Raw genomic sequence first — 26119 nt, 5'->3', positions numbered from 1 at the left:
GCACCTGATCCATGTCGGGGGCGCGCCGCTTTTGTGTGTCTGAGTGTTGTGGTTGCGCTCATTACGAGCGTCGGCATGCTCACGCTGCTCCCCCGGCACCGGGTGGACCCGCAGTTGCGTGCCGACGTTAGCGCCGCCTTGGCCGAGGTGAGTGTTGTGCAGCAACGTTCAACGATTACCGGATATGACCGGGATGCTTTTGGGGGTTGGGCGTCGGCTGGCTCGTGTACCACCCGCCAGGTGGTGTTGGTCGATTATTTCGGCGGCCGGCCCTGCCACCCCGCTGGTACCGCCGTGGTGGATTTTTATACCGGCGAGGATCTGCGCGCTGCCGACGCTGATATTGACCACATCTATCCCCTGGCTGCCGCCTGGGATTTCGGGGCCTGTTGGTGGACTGCCGCCGAGCGTGCCCGCTTCGCGAATGACCCAGCGAATTTGGTGCCCACTGATTCAGCGGTGAACCGGAAGAAGTCGGATTTGACGTTGGCGCAGTGGTTGCCGCCGTATCAGCCGCACCGGTGTGCCTATGTTGCCCGCTATGTGGGGGTGGCTCGTGCGTATGGCCTGCCTCTTTCGGTAGCTGATTGGCAGGCGGCGGCGTCGGCATGCGGAATTGATGGCGGATAACCTTATCTATCTGCAGTTGTGGTTAGGGCAACACAATTCGCCGGGCTGGATATCCGTTGCTTAGGGTGTGTTCTGCCCCCGAGGTCATCAGCCTCGGACGTTATTTGTAGCCGCAACCACAAGAAAGCAGCTTTGCTCTCATGAACCTCATCCAGATCGCTCACGTCGTGGCGGCCATTCTCCTGATCGGCCCGGTGACCGTCGCGACCTCCATTTTCCCCCGCACTGCCGCCGCTGCTCATGCCGGTGACCAGGGAACCCTCGGCGCAGCCCGGGTGCTTTATGGCATTTCTCGCACCTACGGCATCATTTCGCTCGCAGTGCCGCTATTGGGTGTGGGGCTGGCCTTCACCGATGTCTCGCTGTACTTCACCAACGGCATCGTGCACGCATCGATCCTCGGCTCGATTATCGCCTGGGCTTTGCTGTTCTTCGTCATCCTGCCCCGCCAGCGCGTGATGCTCGCCGGCTTAGGTATCGCCCCCGACGGTGAGGAAGCTGATGACCCGGATCTGGCCAAGCTCAAGGCCAAGGCTGCCGAGCTGGATTGGCAGAAGGCTAAGGGCCAGTTGGCGATGTTCTCCGGCCTGTTTGCCCTGATCTGGCTGGTCATTGCGGTGCTGATGTTCTACATCTCCTAGCTTTGCCACTTTCCTGGCATAGCAAAAGCCCCGGTACGCAGTTTTTCCTGCTGTACCGGGGCTTTTTGTTTGAGGGCTTAGGCCCTAGTGGGGCTTAGCGTTCCCAGCGGTCACGCTTGGCGCCACGGAAGCCGCCGCCACGGTTGTCGTCACGGCCACGGCCACCACGGTTGCCGCCGCGCTCGCCACGGTAACCGCCACGGCCACCGCGTTCGCTGCGGTCACCGCCACGGTCGCCACCACGGCCACCGCGGTATCCACCACGGTCACCTCCGCGATGGTCGCGTCCACCGCGGTCATCACCGTAGGAGTCGTCGGAACCTTCCGGGGCGGAAGTGTCGTCGGAAAGGTCAATCGGGCGGCCCGCGATGCGGGTACCGGAGAGGTTATTGCGCACGTCCTGCGGGAGGTTCGCGGGCAACTCCACCAGGGTGTAGTCATTGCGGATATCGATATGCCCGAAGTCCTTCGACTGCAAACCACCCTCATTAGCAATGGCACCGACAATGGCACCCGGGCGCACACCGTGGCGGTGGCCGACGGAGATGCGGTAGGGCTTCATGCCTTCGCGGTTGAAGTTAACCGGCTCGGCCTTGCGGTTATTGCGGTTGCCACCACGGTCATCGCGGCCACGGTCGCGGCGGTCGCCACGATCGTTGCGGTCGCGGCGGTCATCACGTTCGCGCTTCGGCCGTTCCTTCATCAGGAAGTCCTCATCCTGGTTGCTGGCGGCAAGCGCGGCAGCAATATCCAGCATGGGGGTGTCATTTTCTTCGGCGTACTGACGAATCAGCTCGCGGAAAAGGGAGACCTGATCGTCGGCAAGCGCCTCGGTAATAGCGTCGGCGAACTTCTGCTTACGCGAGTCATTGACCTCATCGACCGTCGGGAGGTTGATTTCCTCCAGGCGGGACTTGGTGGCGCGCTCGATAGCGCGCAGTAGGCGATTCTCACGCGGGGTGACGAACAGCAGTGCTTCACCGGAACGACCCGCGCGGCCGGTACGGCCAATGCGGTGGACATAAGACTCAGTGTCGTGGGGAATATCGAAGTTCACCACATGGCTAATGCGGTCAACGTCGAGACCACGGGCAGCAACGTCGGTAGCTACCAGAATGTCCAAGCGGCCATCCTTGAGTTGATCGATGGTGCGCTCACGCTGATTCTGGGCGATATCGCCATTGATCGCCGCGGCGGTGAAGCCACGCGCACGCAGCTTCTCGGCGAGCTCTTCGGTCTCGTGCTTGGTGCGCACGAACACGATCATCGCTTCGAATTCTTCGACCTCAAGCATGCGGGTCAGCGCGTCGAGCTTATTGCGGTGCGCAGTCATGAGGTAACGCTGGCGAATATTCTCAGCGGTACGGGTCTCGGACTTAACGGTGACCTCGGCCGGATTATTGAGGTACTTCTTCGACAGGCGACGGATCGCGGCCGGCATCGTCGCGGAGAACAAAGCAACCTGCTTGTCCTCAGGAGTGTCGGACAAGATGCGCTCAACATCGTCCTGGAAGCCCATCTGCAGCATCTCATCGGCCTCATCGAGGACCACGAAGCTCAGCGTGGAGATATCCAGGCTGCCCTTCTGCAGGTGGTCGATAACGCGGCCGGGGGTGCCGACAATGACCTGCGCGCCACGGCGCAGGCCGGAAAGCTGAATGCCATAGGACTGGCCACCGTAAATCGGCAGCACCTGGATGCCACCGAGATGATCGGCGAACTGCTGGAAGCTATCGGCAACCTGCAGGGCAAGCTCACGGGTAGGTGCGAGCACCAGGGCCTGCGGGCGGCGCACGGACGGGTCAATGCGGGCAAGCACGGGCAGCGCGAATGCGGCGGTCTTACCGGTACCGGTCTGGGCCAGACCAACCAGGTCCTGGCCGGTCATCAAGGTGGGGATGGTCTCCGCCTGGATGGGCGAAGGTGTCTCGTAGCCGACCTTGGCTACAGCAGCCACAACCTTTTCCGGCAGGTCGAGGTTGTCGAAGCCGGGCTTGTTATTAGCGGCCTGTGCATCGGTATTTTCGGCGGTGTCGGCGAAATCATTCGCCGCGTCGTTGTTATTCACGTTCTTGCCCTCATCGGCGGAGCGTCCCTGCTCGCCGTCATTCTCGGAGCGTCCCTGCTCCGTATTGTTCAGTGTGCGCGTGGCGTCCTGCGTGCCATCGTGCGCGTGCGCCTCGCGAAAAGGATTGGTTTCGGTGCTGTCTGCACCGCTCGCGGCAGGCGTTGTGGCGGGGCCTTCTCCGTCGGCTGTACCAGTTTCGGGCACAGTTTCTCCGGAGTCACTAGCTTCCCAGCCGTGCAGCAGATCCTCCACTTTTAGTGGGGTGCTGTCATGTGAGCTTTCCTGAGATGTGCTTGGGTCATGTTCCGGCTGTACTTCGTCGCCGGTGACGCTGTTGCTATCACTCATTGCGTAGCTACACTACCGGCGCTACCTGCATAAAGCGACTCGGCGGCGCGTGGTGGACACCGTGCCCGATGTGGGGTTAGCAGCACCAGTAAAATCCACCCCCGGTTCGCCCCCACGCCACCAAAAACCGGACACCGAACACCGCATAGGGTCGCAAAAACCCCACATTTTCGGCCTCCACTAGTGGTTGCTTGCCGACGCACAGAAGACGGAGTGTGGCGTGGTAGCGCGATTTTTATTGCGCCTGTTTCACGAAATAGACCAGTCCCTGACGCCCGTACATCTTTTCCACTGCACAACAATTTGGGAGGCGATGGCCGGGCGGCTACGAACCTGCGTACGTTTTCGCGCCACAAGACTGCCTCAACACCCCACACCTCTTGTGTGGCCAGCAGTTGCCTACCGACGGTGATGGCGCCTGGTGCTAAGCAACCAACAGGCAACGACCTATCCCCCACAACGTGGACAAGTGCTGGCGTTGTGGAAAACCCTAAACGGCGTAAGCGAATCTACGTTTCGCCGTGATACAACACGGGTGCTCATGAGGAAGTCGCCACCGGAGAAGGGTGGCACCAACGGGGAGGGCCCATGGGACGAAAGATTCGGAAGACTCAACTGGCAATGCTGGGTGTCGTTGTGTGTTGCGCGTTGGCAACCGGCTGCACCACTGACGAGAACGCCACGCAGGCAACACCAACTGCCCAGACATCAACAGCACCAGCGGTAAAAGTCGCGCCAGGAACCCTGCCACCCACCGGCGAGCCACAGCCCGGCGACGCACCGCTGACTGAGGACGGCTACTACGACTACGACGACCCAGACTTCACACCCGGCGAACCCTGCTCGCCAGAAATCCTCGCAAGAGCTGAAAAGGAAGGGTTCATACCAACCGGACTTAAAGAGGATTGGGATCAAATATCTCGCAGTCGAAGCTGCATGCTAGGCAAAACCGATGGATTTGAAAGTCTCGTTATATCCGTCGGCACCAGAGGGCTGCTGTCCCTTCGGGAAGCTGAAGTCGAGTACGACACGATCGATATAAACGGGAAAACCGTCTATCTGGAAAACGAACAACACGTTCGCAACATCGCAGATTGTACCGCCCGCATTGATACACCCAAAGGTTCATACGGTCTTACCCGGTTTTGGGGAGATCTGGGTGACTTCCGAACTGCCGAGGAAGCATGTATGTCGGCTTCCCAAAAATTAGATGATTACATACTGGGGGATTTCGAATGAAAATACAGAAGTCATCAATTAGCTCTGCCGCGACACTACTTGGGATTTCATCTACAACGTCCCTAGTCGACTACACACCAAACTTTGCCTCTATCTCTGGTATCCCGTCACTACAGCTTCTCGCTACCCAGCACTCTTCCGCGATTCAGGGTTCTTCTGGTTCCGCGTTCCAGGTGGGACTTCAAATCAACAGTCTACTCCGATGGAATTCCCGCAGTCTCGCTAGTTTCATTAAAGCGCTGGAAGAACATGAGAATGAAATCGCTTTTGATTTAAGTGCAACCTCAACCAAGGGAGAAGGAACTGTTTCAGTTTCCCACGGTGGAACAACGGTAGCTACGTTCCAATCACGCCAGAGCTTTGATTCGGGCAGTGTGAGCTTTACATCTCCAGTACTGACCGCTGAGCTGACGATGACTCCAGAACAGCTCCTTGCCGCATTCCGCGGAACACAGGATGCAAACTTCGTCGCAGCCGGACAATTCTGGCGCCGATACGCAGCGAAGACGTCCGAGACTGCGGCTGATGTAGTGACGACTGCCGGGAGATTAGCTTCTGAAAATTTGGGGGCGTCCATATCAGCAGCAACAACTCACCTATCGAACCTTGCCGCCAAGATTGAAGCCGTCTCCGCATCGGCCACCATCCTGGCCGGCTACCTCGACGCGCTACCCCCAATCAAAAGAGCCGCCATCCACCAGCTCGAAGCAATCATCGCAGAATCAGCCGCCTACGAAGACCCCATCATCGCCCGCACAGTCGCACAAGCAGAGGCCGAAGCCTACCTCACCAGCCAATACCTACCCGCCCTACGCGCAGCAACACCCGTAATCTCACAACTAACCTCCCCACACCACGGCAACGCAGGAACCATCGCCATCACCGGCACCGCATCCTCCACCACCTCAGCCAGCGGCATCGACTACACAATCACCGGCAACAGCACCCTCAACCCGGTCTCCCCCGGCACTACAGCACCAACAACAAGTTCCACAATCACTGAGGCAACACCGTCCGGAATGACCAACCCGGCACACACCTCCCCCAGCTCGGCAACCCCGGCGACTTCCCAAAACGGCATCCCATCTACTGCCGGCCCCACAAATGGAACCATCAACCCCGGATCACCAACTCCGCAAACAACCTCCACAGCGCCCACCAACATCGGCGCCACCAACAGCCCTACCGGGGCCACCACCGGCGGAAATAACGGAACTGTCCGCCCATCCGGAATGGGCTCACACACGACACCAATCGCCCAAACAGCACAATCCGCACGCCACAATCCAGCCTTCCACCCCGGCATAGGCGGAAACACTCTCAGAACTCGACCCCCACACCGAACCAGCGAATTAGGACACAGCTTCCACGCCGCACCCGGCGCCGGCACAGCAACCGGTCACACCCCTAACAGCAACACCGGAACACACACCCGAGGCATACGCCCACCCAGCGCCATGCCAACCACACAAGAAACAACCACCCACACCGGCACCACGCGGAGCGGAGCCAGTGGCGCTTCTTCCCAGAGCAACCAAACCCGCACCAACACCATCTACGGCACCCGCCCACCCCACAACAACCGACACGACGACCACAACAGCGTCCACTCAGTACGCCACACCCCACACGACTACGAACAAAACGAATACCAATCAGAACTATTCGGCCCCAACCCCACCACCATCCCCAGCGTCATCACCGGAGCAGTCCGCAACTAACTGACAGCAGGATTCTCGCCGGTCTGCACGCACATCCGTAGCCGGTTCGAGCGGAACGTGTCGACGGAGTACTCCACCGCCTCGCCGGTGGAGTCAAACGAAGTGCGACGTATTCGCAGAACAGGACCTCGTGGTGAGCCAGAGAATAAGTGCGCTTCTTCAGCGTCGGATAGTCCTGGCTCAATGTGCTCGGTCTTCGACTCCGGTGCACGGTGATACGTATCCCGCATCAGACCGTAGAGCGATGCGGTGATGTTGTGGTCGAGCAGATCGGGGAAAAGGGCAACCGGAAACTGGGAACGCTCTACCAAAATGGGAACATCATCGATGCAGCTTAAACGGTGAATAACCCATACTTCGGCCCCTTGATTGAGGCGGAGGGCTTCACGTTCTTCGGCCTCTACGACACGTTTTTCGGAGAGCAGAACAGTCGACGTCACCTTGTGTCCGCGGTCGTAGAGCTGCCGCATGAAACCGCGGATATCGGTCAGCTCAACCAGTGGTGCTGGTGGGAGCACCACGGTGCCACCACCACGGCCGCGCCGCCGGGTGACAAGCCCCTCAACTTCGAGCGAATCGAGAGCTTGCCGCACTGTTGAGCGCGCAACGCCAAGCTGGGAGCACAGCTCACGCTCGGTGGGCAGCCGGTGTCCAGCGGGGTATTCCCCGGAACGAATGCGTTGTCGCAGCTCAGAGGCGATAGAGCTATACAACGGTGAATTAGGGTGGGTCACTGCAAATCCCCGCTCCGGCCTTGGCTGGGCCAGTGAAGGATGGAAATTTTTATACCGCCACAATGATAGCCCTATGGCGCTGATGGAGACTGTGCGCTCACGGTCGTCATGCCTTTTCGGGTGCGCTTTCCCTACCGAATAGCCATATCAGCGCTGCCATTGCCATCAACACACCGCAAACGGCGAACCCCACCTGGAATCCCGCCGCGTCAACAATGGCACCCACAACGAGCGGCCCGAGGATCATCCCCATGTCCTGCGCCATCTGGTAATTCGCCAGCACCTTTCCGCCAGGCTTTTCCGCCCCGATCACATCTGCGATCACGGCCTGCTGCACGGGGTTGACCATGCCGGCACCGAAACCGGCCAATAGCGAGACCACAAGCACCGCCACGTCGGTATGCATAAATCCGAAGATGCCGGTGAACAGGCCATTGATAATCAGACCAGTTAGCAGCACGGGTCGCCTACCGATCCGGTCGGATAAAGAGCCCGAGAACTGCATCGACAGCACCGTCCCCAGAGCGAACACGGTCAGTGCAATGCCGGCGACGGCGGGGCCACGGCTGAAGGTGGCTCCTGCAAAAAGTGGGATGATCGCGACGCGAACACCAAAATTGGTCCACCCGGTTGCAAAGCCAGAACACAGCACTGAACGGTAGGCAGGATCCTGTGTGGCTTCGCGGAATGTCATTGCCGGGGCTGTTTGACGGGGAACGCGCTGCCGTAGTGACTCAGCGTCAAGGCGTATTGCGACGATAACGACGGCTACGAGCAGGGCGAAGCCGTAGATCAGGAACGGAATCCGCATTCCCCAGCTGGCCATGGCAGCACCAAGGACCGGTCCGATGATGCTGCCCAGCAAGAACGCGCTGCCGTATGTGGCCGAGCATCGACCACGAATAGCTGGTGGCGCGATGCGTGCAATAAGCCCCATGGCTGAGACAGTGAACATGGTCGAGCCGATACCGCCGACAGCACGGAAGATGATGAGCTGCCAGTAGTTCTGGGCTGCGGCGACTGCCAGCGTGGATACCGCCACCACGGTGAGTCCGGTCAGGTAGGTCTTGCGGTAACCAACGCCGTTGACCATGCGTCCACTAAGGGGCGCGAACATCAACCGGAATACAGCGAACACGCTAACCACGAAGCTGGCAGCAAAGATGGAGACATCGAAGCTGCGGGCGTATTGCGGCAGGATTGGGGCGATTAGGCCAAAGCCCAAAGCGATGATGAATGCCGCCGAGACCATGACCCAGATTTCGTGTGGGATGGGGATTTTGGCTGTAGGCGGCGCTTCGTCACCGGTGCGGCGAAGCCACGGGGAAAGCACAAAGCCTCCAATCGGCAGCGGGTCAGACGCTATGGATGTGAGCTGGGTTCACCCTAGCGTGAGTGAAAAACAGGCCCCTCACCAACCCGTTCGAACATAGATTCGACATTCGAACGTTGTGGCGAATCTTCGTGTCCACTCCGGGCTTAGTGTGACAGCCATGAGCAACACAGTAGATCTGCCTTCGCCCACCAATAACACTGCCCCAGCTATTACCACCACCGCTGAGCTCGCTGCGCTTTACCGCACAACAATCGGCGATGACCTGCGCTTAACCGGCACCTTCCTCAGACACCCTACTGCCGCACGTGGCTCTCGCGGCGCCATGACTCACGAGATTGAGCTTCCCGACGCTAGCGGCATCTTCGCGCGAATGAAGACCAGACGAGTTCGCTTACCACGTGTCCTTGTTCGACAACTAGCCAAGCGTGATCCGGACTATTTCATCTTCGACGGCGAGCCCATTTATCTCTGCGAGCTGACCATCACTATCCGGCGCCGAGCCATCGACCTGGCAGCCGGCCCTGGTGCAGCACAGTGGCGAGCGCGCGCTATTGCCGAGGCGATGCATCCTGCACGGGCTGCGATAAATATCCACGATTGCGGGGCTCGCCCAGAAACTGGTGACTACCGGTTCAGTTGGATCAGCACACGCTCCGGGCATGTGCTCACCAGCCCTGCCGAGTTATTCGACAACCCAGGAAAGGCCGCATAAATGCCTGCACCTCATCGTTTCCAACGTCGTAGTCCCTATAATCGCAATACTCGACCAGGATCAGGACGAGGAGTAGTAAACCGGCCGAGCAATACTCGCCCGCACACACCGGTAACTCCCCTGCCCCGGGTATGGGAGAGCCCCGGGTCCTGGTGGAACCGGGGCGCAGCCTAAGCGAGGGAACGGATCATGATGGTTTAGTTGTCGGAGTCCTTTTCCGCAGCGTCATCATCATCGTCGTTATCGTCTTCGTCGTTGTCGTCGTAGTCGTCGTCCCAGTCGTCATCGTCGTCGTCATCGAACAACGGGGCGTAGGCGTATTCGATACACCCGTCGTCGACCGGCACGAGCTGGTCTTCCCATTGCTCAGCACGGTCAACAACAAGAGCCAAGGCATCAAAGAGGAGGTCGAAGTCAGTGAAGGAGCCGAGGTTGAGCACTTCGTTGCGCAGGTTTTGCACATCGGCGTAGAGCTCGTCGAACATCGCCCGACGGTCATCGTCGGTAAGCACCATCTCTGCTTCGGAGTCCCAGAATTCCTCAATGGCCTGGTCCACAATATTGTCCAGGTTGACGTCCTGGGCAATGAAGCGAACGTGGGCAACAGCCGCATTGTCTTCCGTAGTGGCAATGACCTCAACTAGGGACGCTTCACCCACACGGGCAACCAGAAGCGTTGCTTCTTCCGGGTCCTGTTCGAAATCGAGGTTTTCTAGACGATCATCATCGCCATCCAAGAGTTCATCGAGCAACGCGACCATCCGGTCGGTAGCTACATGGTGGTTGACCTGGGCAATCGCATCCTCGGTGGAGAAAACCACCGCAACCAGCGTTGCCTCAAATTCATCATCATCGGAATCCACATCGGCAGCAGCGACGTAGACCTCAGCGGCTGGAAGCTGCTCGTCGATGGTGACGAACTGGACTTCCAAGTCCTCGGTAATCGGAACGAACAAAGTGTCGTCATTAACGCGGCTTTCGATGCCCTCGGCATCCAACCCCGCGGCGATCCGCTCAAAGAAGATCATGGGCTAGGTACCCCTTCCCTCGTTGGCTATACACCGGCAAAGCACCGCCATACACACAGTCGCGCACAGCTAGCCCTTTCCGGCCCAGCCGCCATGGTAGCTAGGTTTTGAATATCAGTGCTCGCAAACGCCAAGCGCACTATCCAGTGAACTTGGTTTACAATCTTGACGTTCAACAGCCGCGACACCCCGCGGCAATAAATCTAAGGAGACCCATGTTCGGACTATTCGAGAAGAACAAGGACAAAAAGACTTCTGGCGAGATCACCGACTCGGTGTCCTCCGACCCCACGGCCATCGAGCGCGAAGCCGGTATCTCCGGCCGTATCCTCATCCATAGCCTCGACACGGCAGTGAGCTGGCAGACCGACTTCATCGCCAGCTACGTGCGTCAACTGCGCGCCAGCCACCCCGATGAGACCCCTGAGCAGATTCAGAAACGAATCGACTCACAGTTCCTCACCATCGTCACCGGCACCGGCGGCGCAGCAGGCTCGGCTGCCCTGGTCCCCGGCATTGGTTTCATCACCGGCCTCGGCGCCATCGCTATTGAGTCCCTGGTCTTCCTCGACATCGCTGCCTGGCACACCCTGGCCTCCGCACGCCTACGCGGCATCGACATCACCGATGAAGAACGACGCAAATCACTGATCCTGGTCACCCTCCTGGGCTCCTCCGGTTCCGCCCTGGTCGCCGCCACCATCGGTGAAGGCTCCCTGCGCCAACACCAGGCTAAGAACTCCGCCGCTAATATGCTCACCCGCCTCGGTGTGCCCCAGCTTGGTGGCATTAACCAGCGCCTCATCGGCATGGCCCAGAAGCGCCTGTTCAAGAAGGTGCGCATGTCTATGCTCGGCAAGCTGGCTCCGCTGGGCATTGGTGCCGTACTCGGCGCCACCGCCAACCGCAGCCTCGGCCGGAAGCACATCGAACGCGCCCACTCCTCCCTCGGCCCGGTGCCCACCGACTTCGACGCAGACCTCTCCGTCTCCAGCGAAGACGTCAAGAAGGCCGAAAACCAGGATGATCCGACCCCACCGATCCTCGACGAGGTCAAGGCCGACGCCCAGGAGTTCGTTGCCCAGAACCTCGGTGACGAGGAAAAGAAGTAGAACGCGACTAGCGTCACAAAGCACTTCAGCGTCGCCCCAGCCCCGGCCTACGATGGTTTCTATGAGTTCCGAGAAACCGATGGCCTTGCTGTGGCGGCGCTGTCTGCATCATCCCCGGATTCTCGCGACGGTGATTGCCTGCACCACCACCGTCATCATCATCGAAACCATCCTGCCGCTGCTGACCCGCGACGCCATCGACGTCGCCACCGGCCAGGGCGACGGCGGCCAATTCGCCAGTTGGCTCCCAGAGTTCTCCCCCATCAACGCAGTCATCATCGCCTTGGTGGGCCTGGCGATCTTCCGCGCAGTCGTACAAGGCATCCGGCGCTATAACTCAGGCCTGCTCTCCCTCGTAGTCCAACACGACCTACGCACCGCAGTCCTGGCAGCCCTCCAGCGCCTCGACGGCCCCGCCCAAGACAGAGTCCGCACCGGCCAAGTCGTTTCCCGGTCCATCTCAGACCTACAAGCCATCCAAGGCGTGCTCGCGATCCTGCCGCTGACCTTAGGCGCAGCCGCAAAAATCGTGCTCACCCTGGGGGTCATGCTCTACCTGTCGGTACCGCTGACAATCGTCGGGCTTTCCGTTGTCCCCATCTTGCTGTTCATCATCGCCCGCTCCCGCGGGGCCCTCCACGCGGCCACCTGGACCGCCCAGCAACAAGCCGCTGAAGTTGCCACCCATGTCGAAGAAACCGTCACCGGCGTCCGCGTCGTCAAAGCCTTCGCCCAAGAACAACGCGAAGTCACCGTCCTCGAACAACTAGCCCGACGCCTGTACGCACTGCGCATGCGGGCGGCGAAACTCTCCGCGCGTTTCCAGCCGGCCCTGCAATCCCTGCCGCAAATCTCACTGGTCGCCAATCTGGCACTCGGCGGTTGGCTCGCGCTGCGGGGCACCATCACCATCGGCACTTTCGTTGCCTTCGCGACCTACCTGTCCACGCTCACCGCCCTAGCCCGCCTGGTGTCCAATATGGTCATCTCGGTGCAGCTGGTCAGCGCCTCTGTTGAACGCGTCCAGGAAATCATCGATACCGGCCCGGACCACAACGACCCCGAAGAACCACATCCGCTGCCCGGCGGCCCGCTAGGCATCGTCCTCGACCACGTCACCCACCAACGCAACGGCCGCACTCTGCTCAGCGACGTCAGTGCCGAGGTGCCCGCCGGCAGCACCATCGCCGTGGTCGGCCCGCCCGCCTCCGGTAAAACCGTGCTGACTGAACTTCTCGGCAGGTTCTACCTCGCCGATAGCGGGTCAATCCGCTTCAGCGGCGCTACCGCCAGCGTCGACCTGCGCGAGGCCGCCGGCGACGATGTGCGCAGAGCCGTCACCGTCGTGCCCGATGAGCCCTTCCTGGCCTCAGGCAGTGTGCGCGACAACATCGCCATGGGCTGCTCCACCGCCGACGACGCCGCCATCCGCCAAGCCGCCGAAGACGCCCAAGTCACCTTCCTCGACGAATTACCTCAGGGCTGGGACACCCTCATCGGTGAACGTGGCCACACTCTTTCCGGCGGGCAACGCCAGCGCATCGCACTGGCACGCGCCTTGCTGTCCCGCCCGAAAGTGTTGGTGCTTGACGACGCCACCTCCGCCATCGACGCTGATACCGAAGCCCGCATTTTCGACGCCCTCGGGCAGCGCTATGGCGATATCACCACCGTCATCATCGCCCACCGCTCCTCCACCGTCGACCGCGCCGACACTGTGCTGGTCCTCGATGGGGGCGTCGCCATTGGCTACGGCACCCCCGCCGAGCTGCTGGCCACCGACACGGCTTTTGCCGACCTGATGGATATCAGCACCGCCGATACGGGGCTGCCCGCATCGGCTAAGACCTCCGGGCCGCAACGGCGCGAACCCGGCGTGACCGTCGATGCCCCCGATGCTGCCGAACCGGACTGGGACACCCTGTGGCCCGCCCCTGCCCCGCCTGATGCGGCTGGTCTTGCTGGTATCCCGCCCTCGGCTGGGATCGTCACCGCAGCATCGCTATGCGGCACCGACGATCTTGGGCGGCCTGCCGACGTGCCCTCCCCTCTGACCGCCCCGCAGGCACGCAGCATTGTCCCCTCAAGTGTGCGCCAACGACCAGGTGCGGGCCGGGGTGGCCCAGGCGGTGGCGGCTCCGGTGTGGCCGGACTTGGCGGCATGAGCACCGCAATGGCGGCCACCCCAATGACCCCGCAGCTCATGGAGCGCATCCGGCGGCTGCCTGAGGCCACTGAGCAACCCAATATTGAGGCCATCGACCCCTCCCCCGGCACTCCTTTCCGGCTGGTGGATTTGCTCCGCCGGGTGCCTGGGCTCATCGCCGCTGTGATCGGTTTGCTTCTTATCGCAGCAGCAGCCGATCTTGCCTTCCCGCTGCTTGTTGGCGCCGTGGTCGATAAGGGCGTCACGGCGGGCAATACCAGCGTCATCTGGCAGGCTTCCCTGGCTGGCCTGGGCATTGTGGCTATTTCGTGGATTGCGGCGACTATTACTGGCGTCTTGACTTCGCGTACCGGTGAGCGGCTGCTATTCGTGCTGCGTGTCCGGTCTTTCCGCCATGTGCATTCGCTGGCGTTGAATTATTTCGAATCGCAGCGCGCTGGCCGCATCATGACGCGGATGACCACCGATATCGATGCGTTGTCCAGCTTTTTGCAGATAGGTGTGGCACTGGGCGCGACAGCGATTTTTACGCTGGCCGGTGTGGTCGCCATGCTGATCATTGTCGATGTCGGTCTTTCTGGCATTGCGTTATTGGCGCTGCCGGCCATCGTGGTGGCCACGGTCATTTTCCGGCGGGTTTCTTCACGGCTTTACAGTCGCGCCCGGGAGCAGGTTTCCACTGTTAATGCTGATTTCCAGGAAGCTATTGCGGGCCTGCGTAGCTCCCAGATGTTCCACCGCGTCGATATTGTTCAGCACAATTTCGCCGCCGGTTCCATGCGGTATCTGCAGCTGCGCGCCCGCGCCCAGGTGGCGGTGGCGACGTTCTTCCCCGTCATTAACCTCATTGCTGATATCACCACTGCGGCGGTGTTGTGGATTGGTGCCGGGCTTGTCGCCACTGGTGAAACATCCGCGGGTGTGTTGGTGTCCTTCACCTTGTACCTCGGCATGATGTTCAGCCCGATCCAGCAGCTTTCTCAGGTTTTCGATAATTATCAGCAGGCCAAAGTTGGTCTGGACCGGATTGAGGCGCTGCTGGCTACTGATACCTCCGTGCCTGACCACGGCACTCGTAGTGGTGCCGCTGAGGCTGCCACCGGTGAGCTGGAGCTTGCCGACGCTCAGTTCGCCTACGCCACTCGCTCCTTTGACGAAACCGGCACCGCAAGCACTGATAGTGACCACGACAAGAATGTGATTAGTGGTTTTGACTTGCAGATCGCCCCGGGGGAAACGGTCGCCCTGGTTGGCGCCACCGGTGCTGGCAAGTCCACCGTCGTGAAGCTCTTAGCTCGATTCCACGACCCCACCAGTGGCGCCGTTTTGGCTTCTGGTGTGGATCTGCGCGAGTTTCCGTTGCAGCAGTGGCGGCAATGCCTGGGGTATGTGCCCCAGGAGGCGCATTTATTCTCTGGCACTATCGCGTCGAATATTGCTTATCCGGATAGTGCCGCCACTGAGGCCGATATCACTGAGGCGGCCCGACGCGTCGGTGCGCTATCCACCATCGCCGCTATGCCCGGTGGTTTCCGCCATCCTGTGGGTGAGCGCGGGCGCGGTTTGAGTAGCGGCCAGCGTCAATTAATTGCCCTTGCCCGGGCGGAGATGGCGCAACCGAAGTTGTTGCTTCTCGACGAGGCGACGGCGACTCTTGACCCGGCTACCGAACAAGCGATCTTGGCGGCAACGAACCGCGCGGCGCAGCGAAGAACAGCAGTTATCGTCGCTCACCGGCTGGCTACTGCTGCCCGGGCGGATAGAATTATTGTCCTAAAAAATGGTTGTATCCAGGAACAGGGCAGTCACGAAACGCTGTTAAGCGCTGGCGGCGCCTACGCCCGATTGTGGAAGACGTACCATGGCCACAGGACCGCCGTGGAAGCGGATCAAGAACACAGTTAATCTTGATAGGACGCGCGCAACCACGGCGGCGTAACCGGCGAACGCACCATAAACCCAGGAAATGAGGCGAGCATCTGCCGTGAGCACTGACATGAGCTTTGGTCAGAACGAATGGCTGGTGGACGAGATGTTCCAGCAGTACAAGGAGGACCCCCAGTCCGTAGATGAGGAGTGGCGGGAGTACTTCAGCAAGAATTCCTCTGGGGCTGAAGCTACATCTGCACCGGCGGCGTCCGATGCTCCGAACACCACTGCCAAGCAGAAGCCGAAGAAGGCTACTACTTCGAAAAAGTCGGCGCCGATGGCTAAGCGCGCCGCAGCCACCGAGGAGGAAGAGCGCGACACCGCGCGTCGTCCCTCCCGCGGCCCGGAGCCGACGAAGTCACCGCATAAGACCCCGTCGCCGAAGGCTAAGCAGTCGCCGATGGAGAAGGCTGCCAACGTAGCGGCACCGGAGGCCAGCGAAACCCAGCTCAAGGGCATCGCGAAGGCGATTGCGAAGAATATGGAAGCCTCCCTGGAGATCCCCACCGCCACCTCGGTGCGGGATATGCCGGCCCGGCTGATGTTCGAAAACCGCGCCCTGATTAACGACCAGCTGGCTCGTTCCCGTGGCGGCAAGATCTCCTTCACCCACATCATTGGCTACGCCATGGTCAAGGCGGTCATGCTCCACCCGGACATGAATAACCGCTACGAGGTCAAGGACGGCAAACCGACCATTGTCACCCCGGAGCACATCAACCTGGGCCTGGCTATTGATATGCCGGCCAAGGACGGCTCCCGCGCGCTGGTGGTCGCCGCCATCCGCGAGTGCGAAAAGATGTCTTTCGCCGAGTTCCTCGAGGCCTATAACGACATCATCAACCGTGCCCGCAATGGCAAGCTCACCGGCAAGGACTTCTCCGGTGTGACCATCTCGCTGACCAACCCCGGTGGTATCGGCACCCGCCACTCGGTGCCGCGCCTGACCGGCGGCCAGGGCGCCATTATTGGTGTGGGTTCGATGGACTACCCGGCCGAGTTCTCCGGTGCGTCCGCTGACCGCCTGGCAGAACTGGGCGTCGGCAAGCTGGTGACTATCACCTCCACCTACGACCACCGCATCATTCAGGGTGCGGAGTCCGGTGAGTTCCTGCGCACCATGTCGCAGATGCTTATCGACGACCACTTCTGGGATCACATCTTCTACTCCATGGGTGTGCCCTACACCCCGGTGCGCTGGGCCCAGGATGTGCCCAATACCGGCATCGACAAGAACACCCGCGTCATGCGCCTCATTGAGGCCTACCGCATGCGCGGTCACCTGCTTGCCGATATCGACCCGCTGCACTTCAACGCCATGGGCACCATGCCCGACCACCGCGACCTCGATATCGCGACCCACGGGCTGTCCCTGTGGGACTACGACCGCACCTTCAACGTCGGTGGTTTCGGCGGCAAGGAGTCCATGACTCTGCGTGAGGTGCTCGGCCGCCTGCGCAATGCCTACTGCCTGAAGGTCGGCACCGAGTACATGCACATCCTCGACGCCGATGAGCGCGAGTGGCTGCAGGACCGCATCGAAGGTGGCCAGCCCAAGCCCACCAACGCCGAGCAGAAGTACATCCTGCAGAAGCTCAATGCCGCTGAGGCCTTCGAGAACTTCCTGCAGACCAAGTACGTCGGCCAGAAGCGCTTCTCCTTGGAAGGCGCCGAGGGCCTGATCCCGATGATGGATGCGGCCATTGACACTGCCGCTGGTGCTGGCCTCGACGAGGTTGTCATCGGTATGCCGCACCGTGGTCGCCTCAACGTGCTGGCCAATATCGTCGGCAAGCCGATGTCGCAGATCTTCACCGAGTTCGAAGGCAATATGGACCCGGCGCAGGCCGGCGGCTCCGGTGACGTGAAGTACCACCTGGGCACTACCGGTGAGCACATCCAGATGTTCGGCGACGGCGAAATCGACGTCACGCTCACCGCCAACCCCTCGCACCTTGAGGCGGTGAACCCTGTGGTTGAGGGCCTGGCCCGCGCCAAGCAGGACACCCTCAATAAGGGCGAGGACGGCTACACCGTGATGCCGATGCTGCTGCACGGCGACGCCGCATTCGCTGGCCTGGGTGTGGTGCAGGAAACCCTGAACCTGATGGACCTGCGCGGCTATAAGGTCGGCGGCACCATCCACATCGTGGTCAATAACCAGATTGGCTTCACCACCGCCCCCTATAACGGTCGTTCCTCCTACTACTCCACCGACCTGGCTAAGGCCTACGGCTGCCCGGTCTTCCACGTCAACGGCGATGACCCCGAAGCTGTGGTGTGGGTTGCCCAGCTGGCCGTGGAGTACCGCAACCGCTTCCACAAGGACGTCTTCATTGACCTCGTGTGCTACCGCCGTCGCGGCCACAATGAGGCCGATGACCCGTCGATCACCCAGCCGTTGATGTACAACATCATCGACGACAAGGAATCGGTGCGCGCCCAGTACACCGAGGACCTCATTGGTCGTGGTGACCTGTCGAAGGAAGAAGCCGAAGCAGCCCGACGCGACTTCCACGATCAGATGGAGTCGGTATTCAACGAGGTGCGTGCCTCTGAGTCCGCCGGCCCCGGCGACCAGACCGGTATCGCCGCCTCGCAGCCGCTGCCGCATGGCCTGGATACCTCCATTGACAAGCCGACCCTGGTTGAGATGGGTCAGTACTTCGTCAACACCCCGGAGGGCTTCACCACCCATAAGCGCATCGCGCCGGTGGCGAAGAAGCGCGCCAAGATGGTCAAGGAAGGCGATATCGACTGGGCAGCAGCTGAGCTGTTCGCTCTTGGTTCGCTGGCCGGCGAAGGCCGCCTGATCCGCCTTGCCGGTGAGGATTCCCGCCGCGGTACCTTCACCCAGCGCCACGCAGTGCTGGTGGACCGCGACACCGCCGGCGAGTACACCCCGCTGGATGTTTACGCCCAGGACCAGGGCAATGGTGGCCGTTTCCTGACCTACAACTCGTCGTTGACTGAGTTTGCCGGTATGGGCTTCGAGTACGGCTACTCCCTGGGCAATCCCGACGCTGTGGTGCTGTGGGAGGCACAGTTCGGCGACTTCGCCAACGGCGCCCAGACCATCATTGACCAGTACGTCTCCTCCGGTGAGGCCAAGTGGGGCCAGACCTCCAAGCTGGTGCTGCTGCTGCCGCACGGCTACGAAGGCCAGGGCCCGGACCACTCCTCGGCGCGTATCGAGCGTTTCCTGCAGCTGTGCGCTGAGGGTTCGTTCACCGTCGCCCAGCCCTCGGACCCGGCGAACTACTTCCACCTGCTGCGTCGCCACGCACTATCGGAGTTGCACCGCCCGCTGGTGGTCTTCACCCCGAAGTCCATGCTGCGCAATAAGGCCGCCGTCTCCCCGATTGATGGCTTCGTGAAGAAGACCAAGTTCGAGTCCGTGCTGGATGACCCGCGTTATGTCGCCGGCGAGGCGGACCGTGAGAAGGTCACCAAGCTGCTGTTCTGCTCCGGCAAGATCTACTACGACCTTGCTAAGAAGCGCGCCGAAGAAGGCCACGACGATGTCGCCATCGTGCGCCTGGAGATGCTGCACCCGGTGCCGTACAACCGGATTCGCCAGGTCTACCAGTCCTACCCGAATGCCGAAGATATCCGTTGGGTGCAGGACGAGCCGGCCAACCAGGGCCCGTGGCCGTTCCTGGCCTTGCAGCTGCCCGAGCTGCTGCCGGATATGCCGAAGGTCAAGCGCGTTTCCCGTCGTGCCCAGTCCTCCACCGCCACCGGTGTGGGCAAGGTGCACAATATGGAAGAAAAGGCGCTGCTTGAGGCCGCTTTTAAATAATGTCGGCTGATGCCTAGCGGCTAAGCGAAGGCGCCCACACCATTTGGTGTGGGCGCCTTCTCGTTGTTGTCTGCGGGGCGAACTGGGTGGTTAGTGCGTGATCTTGGGGCGCTGGTGCGGCGGGTGGTCGCCCTCAACTGCGTGTTCGGCCTGACAAATGGCCTGGATCACCAGGTTCGCGGCGTGCTCATCCTGCAGGGAGTAGAACACCCGGGTGCCTTCCTGGCGGGTTGAGACCATCCGGGCCATGCGCAGCTTCGCTAGGTGCTGCGATACCGACGTGGGGGTCTTATCGACCCGCGCAGCGAGCTCTCCGACGGGCAATTCCCCCTCCCGCAACGCCAGCACGATACGCACCCGCGTGGTATCGGCGAGCATAGAGAACACCTCGACCGCTATATCGATATAGGGCGAATCCGGGTTCAATGAATCCTCGTGGATGTTCTCGTCATTTCCAGCGAAGGGAAAGCGTTGCTCCTGCATGAGGCAAGGTTAGCACGGGGTTTTCGCCGCCCCCGATAGCACCAAAGCTGACCTAACCTGTGCTGAATCTGCTGGTAGTGAGCCATTGTTCGGCCACCTCGGCAGGATCGGCACCGGACTGGACGCGCCTATCGAGCTGGCTGACTTCCACCGTGGAGATCGAGCCGGCTACCCGGTTGAGCACCTGCACCCGGTCCCTGCGGTCCAGTGCGGGCTTGGCGTAGAACGGCACCAGGTGCTGCGGCAGGTACTCCCGCTGCGCCTTAGGTAGCCAATTGCAGGCAAGCGCATTCGACGGGTCGGTGGCCATCACATCGCCCGGCAGGGACTGGGAAAATTCGGCGTAGACCTCGTCGCGCCATTTCGCGGAGAGTTCCTTGCCGGGGTCATCGTCGGCGGCGTAGCGCTGGTGCAGTTGCGCAGCGCGCTGTGGGTTGAGTTGTGCGAGTAACTCCCCGGTGCACCCAAAGGAGACGGTGGCGGCGCCGGTGCGCACCGCGTTGAGGCGTTCCGCAGCGGCGATGGGTTGGGCGATGATCCCTTCGCGGTGGGTGCGGGCGAAGGCTTGGGCGTAGACCTCGGCCAGGACTTGTTGTTCGGGGCTGTCTCCGGTGGCGACTACTACTGGGTCGCGCTGCGATTGCGGCTGGGTTGGTGCTGGTTCCTGGGCGGCGCATGCCGACAGGGCCCCGGTGGCGCTGAGGATAGCGATGACGGCGGCGGTGGTGCAGTTGCGGCGATGACGTAGGATTTCCATGTTCGAACGTCAGGCTACCCTGCAGGAGATGAACGTGGATAACCAGCCACGCCCGATCCCGGTTCAAGAGGCCACCCGTGACTGCGCAGTCTACGTCGATGGCCAGCGGTTATCCGGCGAATGGGACCACCGCACGGCACTCGCCCATGTCCGCGAAACTGGTGAGGGTTTCGCCTGGCTATCGCTTTCCCGGCCCAATGAGGCCGCTATGGATAGCATCGCGGAAACCTACGGTCTTGACGAACTGACCGTAGAGGACGCGCTTACTCAGCGGCAGCGCCCCAAGGTGGAGATTCACGATGACCACATCGTCTATGTGCTGCGGTCGGTGCACTACTCCCCCGAGGGACTGTCTGATGATGAGAACGAAAAGATCCGCACCGGGCAGATGCTCATGGTGCTGGGCAAGGACTACATCATCACCATCCGCCACGGTTCCTCCAAGGAGGATATGAAGCGCCTGCAGCGCCGGGTCAATGCGGATGCGGATCTGCTCAAGCCGGGACCGGCCGGTGTGTTGTGGGCACTGACCGACATGCTGGTGGATAACTACCTCGTCATTGCGCACCAGCTGGAGGGCGTGGTCGAGGATATGGAAGACCAGGTTTTCGAGCCCGGCGGTTTCGGCGATATTGAGGATATCTACGTGCTCAAACGAGAGACCCTCGAGATGCGCCACGCCATTGATCCGCTCACTGCTGCCCTGAAATTGGTGCTTACCCTCAAAGCCCCGCTGATGCCGAAGGTGGTGCGCCGCTATCTTGGTGACGTCCTTGACCATCAGCTCGTCGCCGCAGACATGATCCGGGGTTTCGATGAGCGACTGACCTCGCTGATCGATGCCGCCGCGGTGAAGGTGTCCCTGCAGCAGAACACCGATATGCGCACCATCTCGGCCTATGCTGCGGTGCTTGCGGTACCGACGGCGCTGGCTGGTATCTACGGCATGAACTTTGTTTATATGCCGGAGCTGGAGTGGCATTACGGCTACTACGCGGTACTTTCGGTGATGGGTGTGACCGTTGTGTTCTTGGTCTGGTTATTGCGCCGCAATAAGTGGTTGTAGCCACCAGCCCTGGCCGGCTAGCTCACTGGCCGCCTGGCCACCTGGCCGGCCGGCTGCCTGGTGGTGCTAGCGGATATTTTTCTGTGCGAGCACGTCACGGGCGCGTTCTGCATTACGCGGGGCGCACAACACGTCGTAGCGGCCGGCAACGATCTGGGTGGTGGAGGCGAAATCACGTTTGCCGTTCTGCATGGCATAGGGCACGGCCGCAGCCACCAGGCCGAAAATGGCACCGATTCCTACGCCCACGAGCAGCGGGGTGAGCCAGTCTTCTTGGAATAGGCCGAGCAGCAGGCCGAAGAACAGGCCCATCCACACTCCGTAGAGCGCACCGCCGCCGAGGACTTTGCCCCAGGTCAGCCGCCCGACGACGCGTTCGACCTGCATGAGGTCCACGCCGACGATGGTGAGGTCGCTGACCGGGAATTCGTCGAGGTCAGAGAGCATATCGACGGCTTGCTGCGCTTTTTCGTAGCTGGCGAAGCTACCCACGGGCCAGCCTTCGGGCGGGGTGGGCATGGGGTATGTGGATTGCGCGGCCATGGCGGATAACTCCTTGCGACTGCGGTGGGTTCTTATAAGAAAAACGCTTCCCGCGTGCGTTTTGTTCCGGCGCTGTCGCTAGCGTTTTCTTGCCGTACGGTAACGCCGATAAACTGCCTGGCATGGCATCAATTTCGCGTGTGTACGTCGGCAGGATCACTGGTATGCCAGTGCGCAATCCCGATGGGGATTCCATTGGGCGCGTCCGCGATATTGTTGTGCGTTTGCGACCTCATGGGGTGCCTTCCCGCGCACTTGGTTTGCTGGTGCAGATGACCGATAAACGCCAGGTTTTCATGCCGATGTTGCGGGTGGCCGCGTTCGAGCCGCAGGAGATTTTGCTGACTTCTGGCCAGGTTTCCCTGCGCCAGTTCAAGCCCCGTGCCGGTGAGAAGACCGTTATTGGCGATATCGTCGGCACGCAGGTGCAGGTTGATGACCCGGAGTTGGATGGCCTGCACGGCACCCCGCAGGAGATCACGGACCTGGAGATTGAGCGCACCCGCACCCGGGACTGGGTGGTCTCACGTGCTGCGGTGTTGGGCCCGAAGAAGGGTTTCCGTGGCCGCCGCGATGTCAATGTCACTCCGTGGCAGCACGTCCACGGCGTCGGTGTTGATGATGTGTCGCTTGATTCTGATTCTGAGCTCATCGCCGAGTTCCATGAGATGCACCCGGCCGATATCGCGAATCGGATGAGTGAGCTGTCGACTGCGCGGCGGCGTCGCGTGGCTAATGCTCTTGATGATGAGCTGCTGGCTGACATCATCCAGGAGCTTCCCGACGATGACCAGGCCGAGGTCATTGACGATATGACCATTGAGCGTGCCGCCGACATCCTTGAGGAAATGGATCCTGATGATGCCGCCGACTTGCTCCATGAGCTTGACGACGATCGCGCCGACGTGCTGCTTGAGTTGATGGCCCCAGAGGAGTCGAAGGCGGTGCGGCGCCTGATGACGTTCGATGCGGATTCCGTGGGCGGTTTGATGACATCCGACCCGCTCATCATGCAGCCCACCGATACTGTCGCCGAGGCCCTGGCTCGTGCCCGCGACCCCGAGTTGCCGACGTCGCTGGCCTCCCTGGTGTTTGTGGTGCGCCCGCCGACGGCCACCCCCACTGGGCATTTTTTGGGTTCGGTGCATTTGCAGAAGTTGTTGCGTGAGCCCCCGTCGACCCAGATCGGCGGCATTCTGGACCCGGATTTGCCGCCGCTGTACCCGGAGGACCACTACGACACTGCGGCGCGCTACTTCGCCACCTACAACCTGGTCAGTGGGCCCGTCATTGATGACCAAGGCCACCTGCTGGGCGCCTTGAGCGTCGATGACCTGCTGGATCACATGCTGCCGGAGGATTGGCGCGAACAGGATCTGCGCCCCGATACGGAAGGGAACACTCAATGAGCCGTCGCGAGGAGCGCAGCCAGAGCCGTGATGAACGCCGCGAACACTCCGGGCGGATCGATCTGGGCACCCCCGTCACCCAGCGTCGGCGTAGCTTTTTCACCTTCGATGGTGACCGGTTCGCCGAAGGCGCTGAGGCGGTAGCCCGGTTTTTGGGCACCGGTAAGTATTTGGCGTACCAGACAGCTGTTGTGCTGGTCTGGATTGCCTTGAATATTGGCGGCATGAAGTGGAACTGGGACCCCTACCCGTTCATCCTGCTGAACTTGATGTTCTCCACCCAGGCTGCCTATGCGGCGCCGTTGATTTTGTTGGCGCAGAACCGCCAGGAGGACCGGGACCGCGCCGCTATTGCTGAGGATCGACGCCGGGCTGCCAATACCAAGGCCGATACAGAGTTCCTTGCTCGAGAGATCGCTGGTGTGCGCGCCCAGGTGGGTGAGTCTGTTACTCGTGATTATTTACGCCGCGAGTTGGAGGACCTCACCCGTGTCTTGGACCGCATTGAGGCGCGTCTATATGAGGCCGACGAGCGCGGCCCGGAACCTGATGATCGCCGCTGACTCATGCTGGCGGTTTCGGTGCTGGTAGGGCCTTGGGGTAATCACTAAGGCTGCACTGTTCTGGGGGCTTTTCCATCTTCGGTCTAGGATTGAGCGCGATGTCCACAATTACCGAAGCACAGGTCCGCACTGCCCTCGCAGCTGTCGAGGATCCCGAGGTCCGCCGCCCGATCACAGAGATCGGCATGGTCAAGTCGATCACGATCTCGGATTCCGACGATATTGCCGTCGAGATTTATCTGACCATCGCCGGCTGCCCGATGAAATCCACTCTTATCGAGCGCACTGACGAAGCCCTTAAAGGTATCGACGGGGTGGGTCAGACCACGGTCACCACCGATGTGATGAATGACGAACAGCGCCGTCAGTTCCGGGAGGCCGTGCGCGGCTCCGCGGAGCCGGTGGTGCCATTCGCGCAGGCCGATTCCACCACCCGAGTATTCGCGGTCGCCTCCGGTAAGGGTGGCGTCGGCAAGTCCTCGGTCACCGTGAACCTGGCCGCCGCCCTGGCGAAGAAGGGCCTTGCCGTCGGCGTGCTCGATGCCGACGTCTACGGCCATTCTGTGCCGCACATGATGGGTTCGACGGAGAAGCCGCACCAGGTTGACGACATGATCATGCCGCCGCAGTCGCATGGGGTGTCGCTGATTTCCATCGGTCACTTCATTGATGACAATGCGCCGGTGGTGTGGCGTGGCCCGATGTTGCACCGCGCCATCCAGCAGTTCCTGGTGGATGTGTTCTGGGGTGATCTGGATGTGCTGCTATTCGACCTGCCCCCGGGTACTGGCGATATCGCTATCTCGGTGGCCCAGCTGGTGCCGAATGCCGAACTGTTGATTGTCACCACCCCGCAGCAGGCTGCCGCTGAGGTCGCCGAGCGGGCGGGCACGATTTCGCTGCAGACCCGCCAGCGCATCTTCGGTGTGATTGAGAATATGAGCTGGATGGAGATGCCCGATGGCTCCCGCATGGAGGTCTTCGGTGAGGGCGGCGGCGAGGCCGTGTCCAAGCGACTGACCCGCCTTACCGGCGCGGAGGTGCCGCTATTGGGCCAGGTGCCGCTGGATGTGCAGCTGCGTGAGTGCGGTGATACCGGCACTCCCATTGCTATTGAGAACCCGGACTCGCCGGCGGGTAAGGCGCTTAATGAGATCGCGGGGAAGCTGCAGATTCGTCGCGAGTCCTTAGCTGGTAAGTCCTTGAACCTCGGTGTTGCCCAGAAGGGCGATAACCTGATGGGCTAGGCCGGCCTACAAAATATCGTCGTCATCCCACTTTGACGACCCCGCAGCATTGCCCTCAGCCTGTGGCTGGGGGTTTTCTGCTGCCGGGGTGCTGGTGGAGGTATCGACCTCGGTATGGGCAGGCGTGGGCGAGGGTGCCGCCGCAGGCGCCTGGTACTGGCTGGTATTGGCCTGCTGGGCGCGCTGCACCTGGGCGCGGCGGGCCGCATTGGCTTTGGCCTGCCGGGACTGCCCGGTGGTGCGCGGTTGGGCTGCGGTCGCGCCGCCGCCGACAGCGGGCTGGCCGTTGAGCATGTCGAGGTAAGTGTCATCGCCGTCGAAAAGGGTGCGGGTGATGGCGGTGCGCGGGTTGAGTCGCCGCAACTGGCTAAGTTCGGACAGCGGCTCGCGGAATTCGTCGAAGTCCTCGCCGAATTCGTTATTGAGGGTGTTTTTAGCATCCTCAATGGCGCGTCGGGCGGCGAAGATCATTGCCCGGGCATCCTGTACTACCTGCGGCAACCGCTCGGGGCCGATCAGGATCAGCCCGAGCACAAGGATGAATAGGATTTCTCCCCAGCCGACATTTGAAAACACGCTGTCCT

At 61.1% G+C, this 26119-nt stretch carries 20 protein-coding genes; 12 read left to right on the top strand and 8 right to left on the bottom strand.

What is annotated here, in order from left to right:
- Window positions 1-75 precede the first annotated feature (75 nt).
- Complete coding sequence (locus KRX51_RS04015; protein WP_218361649.1) at window positions 76-630, top strand: HNH endonuclease family protein; 555 nt, start codon at window positions 76-78, stop codon at window positions 628-630.
- A 140-nt stretch (window positions 631-770) separates the two neighbouring features.
- Window positions 771-1271, top strand: coding sequence for a DUF2269 domain-containing protein (locus tag KRX51_RS04010; protein ID WP_218361648.1), 501 nt, complete (start codon window positions 771-773; stop codon window positions 1269-1271).
- Window positions 1272-1365: 94 nt separating this feature from the next.
- Here the strand turns inward: KRX51_RS04010 and KRX51_RS04005 are convergent, their stop codons facing one another.
- Window positions 1366-3687, bottom strand: a complete 2322-nt coding sequence (locus KRX51_RS04005) for a DEAD/DEAH box helicase (protein ID WP_218361647.1) — start codon at window positions 3685-3687, stop codon at window positions 1366-1368.
- A gap of 588 nt (window positions 3688-4275) precedes the next feature.
- Between KRX51_RS04005 and KRX51_RS04000 the strand changes: the two genes are divergently transcribed.
- Complete coding sequence (locus tag KRX51_RS04000; protein WP_218361646.1) at window positions 4276-4926, top strand: DUF3558 domain-containing protein; 651 nt, start codon at window positions 4276-4278, stop codon at window positions 4924-4926.
- A gap of 173 nt (window positions 4927-5099) precedes the next feature.
- On the top strand, window positions 5100-6647 hold the full coding sequence (locus tag KRX51_RS03995) for a hypothetical protein (protein ID WP_218361645.1): 1548 nt from the start codon (window positions 5100-5102) through the stop codon (window positions 6645-6647).
- Here KRX51_RS03995 and KRX51_RS03990 read toward each other — a convergent pair.
- The gene (locus tag KRX51_RS03990) at window positions 6644-7381 is read right to left on the bottom strand and encodes a GntR family transcriptional regulator (RefSeq protein WP_218361644.1); all 738 of its coding nucleotides are present in this window, start codon (window positions 7379-7381) and stop codon (window positions 6644-6646) included. The genes KRX51_RS03995 and KRX51_RS03990 overlap by 4 nt on opposite strands.
- A 106-nt stretch (window positions 7382-7487) precedes the next feature.
- The gene (locus KRX51_RS03985; protein WP_218362265.1) at window positions 7488-8633 is read right to left on the bottom strand and encodes an MFS transporter; all 1146 of its coding nucleotides are present in this window, start codon (window positions 8631-8633) and stop codon (window positions 7488-7490) included.
- 241 nt (window positions 8634-8874) lie between these two features.
- On the opposite strand from KRX51_RS03985, the gene KRX51_RS03980 reads away from it, so the two are divergent.
- Window positions 8875-9429 (top strand): hypothetical protein, encoded by a 555-nt coding sequence (locus KRX51_RS03980; RefSeq protein WP_218361643.1) that lies wholly within the window; start codon window positions 8875-8877, stop codon window positions 9427-9429.
- A gap of 197 nt (window positions 9430-9626) precedes the next feature.
- Here the strand turns inward: KRX51_RS03980 and KRX51_RS03975 are convergent, their stop codons facing one another.
- On the bottom strand, window positions 9627-10457 hold the full coding sequence (locus tag KRX51_RS03975) for a hypothetical protein (protein WP_218361642.1): 831 nt from the start codon (window positions 10455-10457) through the stop codon (window positions 9627-9629).
- Window positions 10458-10672: 215 nt separating this feature from the next.
- On the opposite strand from KRX51_RS03975, the gene KRX51_RS03970 reads away from it, so the two are divergent.
- From KRX51_RS03970 to KRX51_RS03960, 3 genes are all read left to right on the top strand, one after another.
- Entirely contained in the window at window positions 10673-11569 is an 897-nt protein-coding gene (locus tag KRX51_RS03970) for a hypothetical protein (protein ID WP_218361641.1), read from the top strand.
- A gap of 61 nt (window positions 11570-11630) precedes the next feature.
- The gene (locus KRX51_RS10280) at window positions 11631-15641 is read left to right on the top strand and encodes an ABC transporter ATP-binding protein (RefSeq protein ID WP_304505739.1); all 4011 of its coding nucleotides are present in this window, start codon (window positions 11631-11633) and stop codon (window positions 15639-15641) included.
- Window positions 15642-15720: 79 nt separating this feature from the next.
- On the top strand, window positions 15721-19467 hold the full coding sequence (locus KRX51_RS03960; protein WP_218361640.1) for a multifunctional oxoglutarate decarboxylase/oxoglutarate dehydrogenase thiamine pyrophosphate-binding subunit/dihydrolipoyllysine-residue succinyltransferase subunit: 3747 nt from the start codon (window positions 15721-15723) through the stop codon (window positions 19465-19467).
- A gap of 90 nt (window positions 19468-19557) precedes the next feature.
- On the opposite strand, the gene KRX51_RS03955 is transcribed toward KRX51_RS03960, so the two are convergent.
- Both KRX51_RS03955 and KRX51_RS10275 read right to left on the bottom strand, forming a co-directional pair.
- Window positions 19558-19950: a metalloregulator ArsR/SmtB family transcription factor gene (locus KRX51_RS03955; RefSeq protein ID WP_218361639.1), complete on the bottom strand. Its 393-nt coding sequence runs from the start codon at window positions 19948-19950 to the stop codon at window positions 19558-19560.
- 52 nt (window positions 19951-20002) lie between these two features.
- Window positions 20003-20707, bottom strand: a complete 705-nt coding sequence (locus KRX51_RS10275; RefSeq protein WP_218361638.1) for a glycine betaine ABC transporter substrate-binding protein — start codon at window positions 20705-20707, stop codon at window positions 20003-20005.
- Here KRX51_RS10275 and KRX51_RS03945 point away from each other — a divergent pair.
- A complete protein-coding gene (locus tag KRX51_RS03945; protein ID WP_218361635.1) occupies window positions 20706-21773 on the top strand; it encodes a magnesium and cobalt transport protein CorA in 1068 nt (355 codons plus the stop codon). The two genes, KRX51_RS10275 and KRX51_RS03945, sit on opposite strands and share 2 nt — an antisense overlap.
- A gap of 66 nt (window positions 21774-21839) precedes the next feature.
- On the opposite strand, the gene KRX51_RS03940 is transcribed toward KRX51_RS03945, so the two are convergent.
- Window positions 21840-22316 carry a general stress protein gene (locus KRX51_RS03940; protein ID WP_218361634.1) on the bottom strand — a complete coding sequence of 159 codons (477 nt, stop codon included), beginning with the start codon at window positions 22314-22316 and terminating at the stop codon, window positions 21840-21842.
- A gap of 122 nt (window positions 22317-22438) precedes the next feature.
- On the opposite strand from KRX51_RS03940, the gene KRX51_RS03935 reads away from it, so the two are divergent.
- The 3 genes from KRX51_RS03935 (at window position 22439) to KRX51_RS03925 (ending at window position 25535) form a co-directional block, all read left to right on the top strand.
- Window positions 22439-23725, top strand: coding sequence for a magnesium transporter MgtE N-terminal domain-containing protein (locus KRX51_RS03935; protein WP_218361633.1), 1287 nt, complete (start codon window positions 22439-22441; stop codon window positions 23723-23725).
- Entirely contained in the window at window positions 23722-24288 is a 567-nt protein-coding gene (locus tag KRX51_RS03930; RefSeq protein WP_218361632.1) for a DUF1003 domain-containing protein, read from the top strand. The genes KRX51_RS03935 and KRX51_RS03930 overlap by 4 nt, the downstream gene beginning before the upstream one ends.
- 98 nt (window positions 24289-24386) lie before the next feature.
- Complete coding sequence (locus KRX51_RS03925) at window positions 24387-25535, top strand: Mrp/NBP35 family ATP-binding protein (protein WP_218361631.1); 1149 nt, start codon at window positions 24387-24389, stop codon at window positions 25533-25535.
- Between the two features lie 6 nt (window positions 25536-25541).
- On the opposite strand, the gene tatB is transcribed toward KRX51_RS03925, so the two are convergent.
- Window positions 25542-26111: a Sec-independent protein translocase protein TatB gene (gene tatB, locus KRX51_RS03920; protein WP_218361630.1), complete on the bottom strand. Its 570-nt coding sequence runs from the start codon at window positions 26109-26111 to the stop codon at window positions 25542-25544.
- Window positions 26112-26119: the final 8 nt, after the last annotated feature.

Source organism: Corynebacterium sp. TAE3-ERU12 (genome assembly GCF_019209905.1).
In the GTDB taxonomy this organism is placed as follows: Bacteria; Actinomycetota; Actinomycetes; order Mycobacteriales; family Mycobacteriaceae; genus Corynebacterium.
This window is presented reverse-complemented; position numbering and strand designations above follow the sequence as displayed.

Bases quoted from the DNA above. Each gene is read 5' to 3' on its own strand.
- KRX51_RS04010 (WP_218361648.1), top strand. From the start codon at position 771: ATGAACCTCATCCAGATCGCTCACGTCGTGGCGGCCATTCTCCTGATC.
- KRX51_RS03940 (WP_218361634.1), bottom strand. From the start codon at position 22,316: ATGGCCGCGCAATCCACATACCCCATGCCCACCCCGCCCGAAGGCTGG.
- KRX51_RS03970 (WP_218361641.1), top strand. From the start codon at position 10,673: ATGTTCGGACTATTCGAGAAGAACAAGGACAAAAAGACTTCTGGCGAG.
- KRX51_RS03955 (WP_218361639.1), bottom strand. From the start codon at position 19,950: ATGCAGGAGCAACGCTTTCCCTTCGCTGGAAATGACGAGAACATCCAC.
- KRX51_RS04000 (WP_218361646.1), top strand. From the start codon at position 4,276: ATGGGACGAAAGATTCGGAAGACTCAACTGGCAATGCTGGGTGTCGTT.
- KRX51_RS03945 (WP_218361635.1), top strand. From the start codon at position 20,706: ATGTTCGAACGTCAGGCTACCCTGCAGGAGATGAACGTGGATAACCAG.
- KRX51_RS03980 (WP_218361643.1), top strand. From the start codon at position 8,875: ATGAGCAACACAGTAGATCTGCCTTCGCCCACCAATAACACTGCCCCA.
- KRX51_RS10275 (WP_218361638.1), bottom strand. From the start codon at position 20,707: ATGGAAATCCTACGTCATCGCCGCAACTGCACCACCGCCGCCGTCATC.
- KRX51_RS04005 (WP_218361647.1), bottom strand. From the start codon at position 3,687: ATGAGTGATAGCAACAGCGTCACCGGCGACGAAGTACAGCCGGAACAT.
- KRX51_RS03925 (WP_218361631.1), top strand. From the start codon at position 24,387: ATGTCCACAATTACCGAAGCACAGGTCCGCACTGCCCTCGCAGCTGTC.
- KRX51_RS10280 (WP_304505739.1), top strand. From the start codon at position 11,631: ATGAGTTCCGAGAAACCGATGGCCTTGCTGTGGCGGCGCTGTCTGCAT.
- KRX51_RS03935 (WP_218361633.1), top strand. From the start codon at position 22,439: ATGGCATCAATTTCGCGTGTGTACGTCGGCAGGATCACTGGTATGCCA.
- KRX51_RS03930 (WP_218361632.1), top strand. From the start codon at position 23,722: ATGAGCCGTCGCGAGGAGCGCAGCCAGAGCCGTGATGAACGCCGCGAA.
- KRX51_RS04015 (WP_218361649.1), top strand. From the start codon at position 76: ATGCTCACGCTGCTCCCCCGGCACCGGGTGGACCCGCAGTTGCGTGCC.
- KRX51_RS03975 (WP_218361642.1), bottom strand. From the start codon at position 10,457: ATGATCTTCTTTGAGCGGATCGCCGCGGGGTTGGATGCCGAGGGCATC.
- KRX51_RS03985 (WP_218362265.1), bottom strand. From the start codon at position 8,633: ATGGTCTCGGCGGCATTCATCATCGCTTTGGGCTTTGGCCTAATCGCC.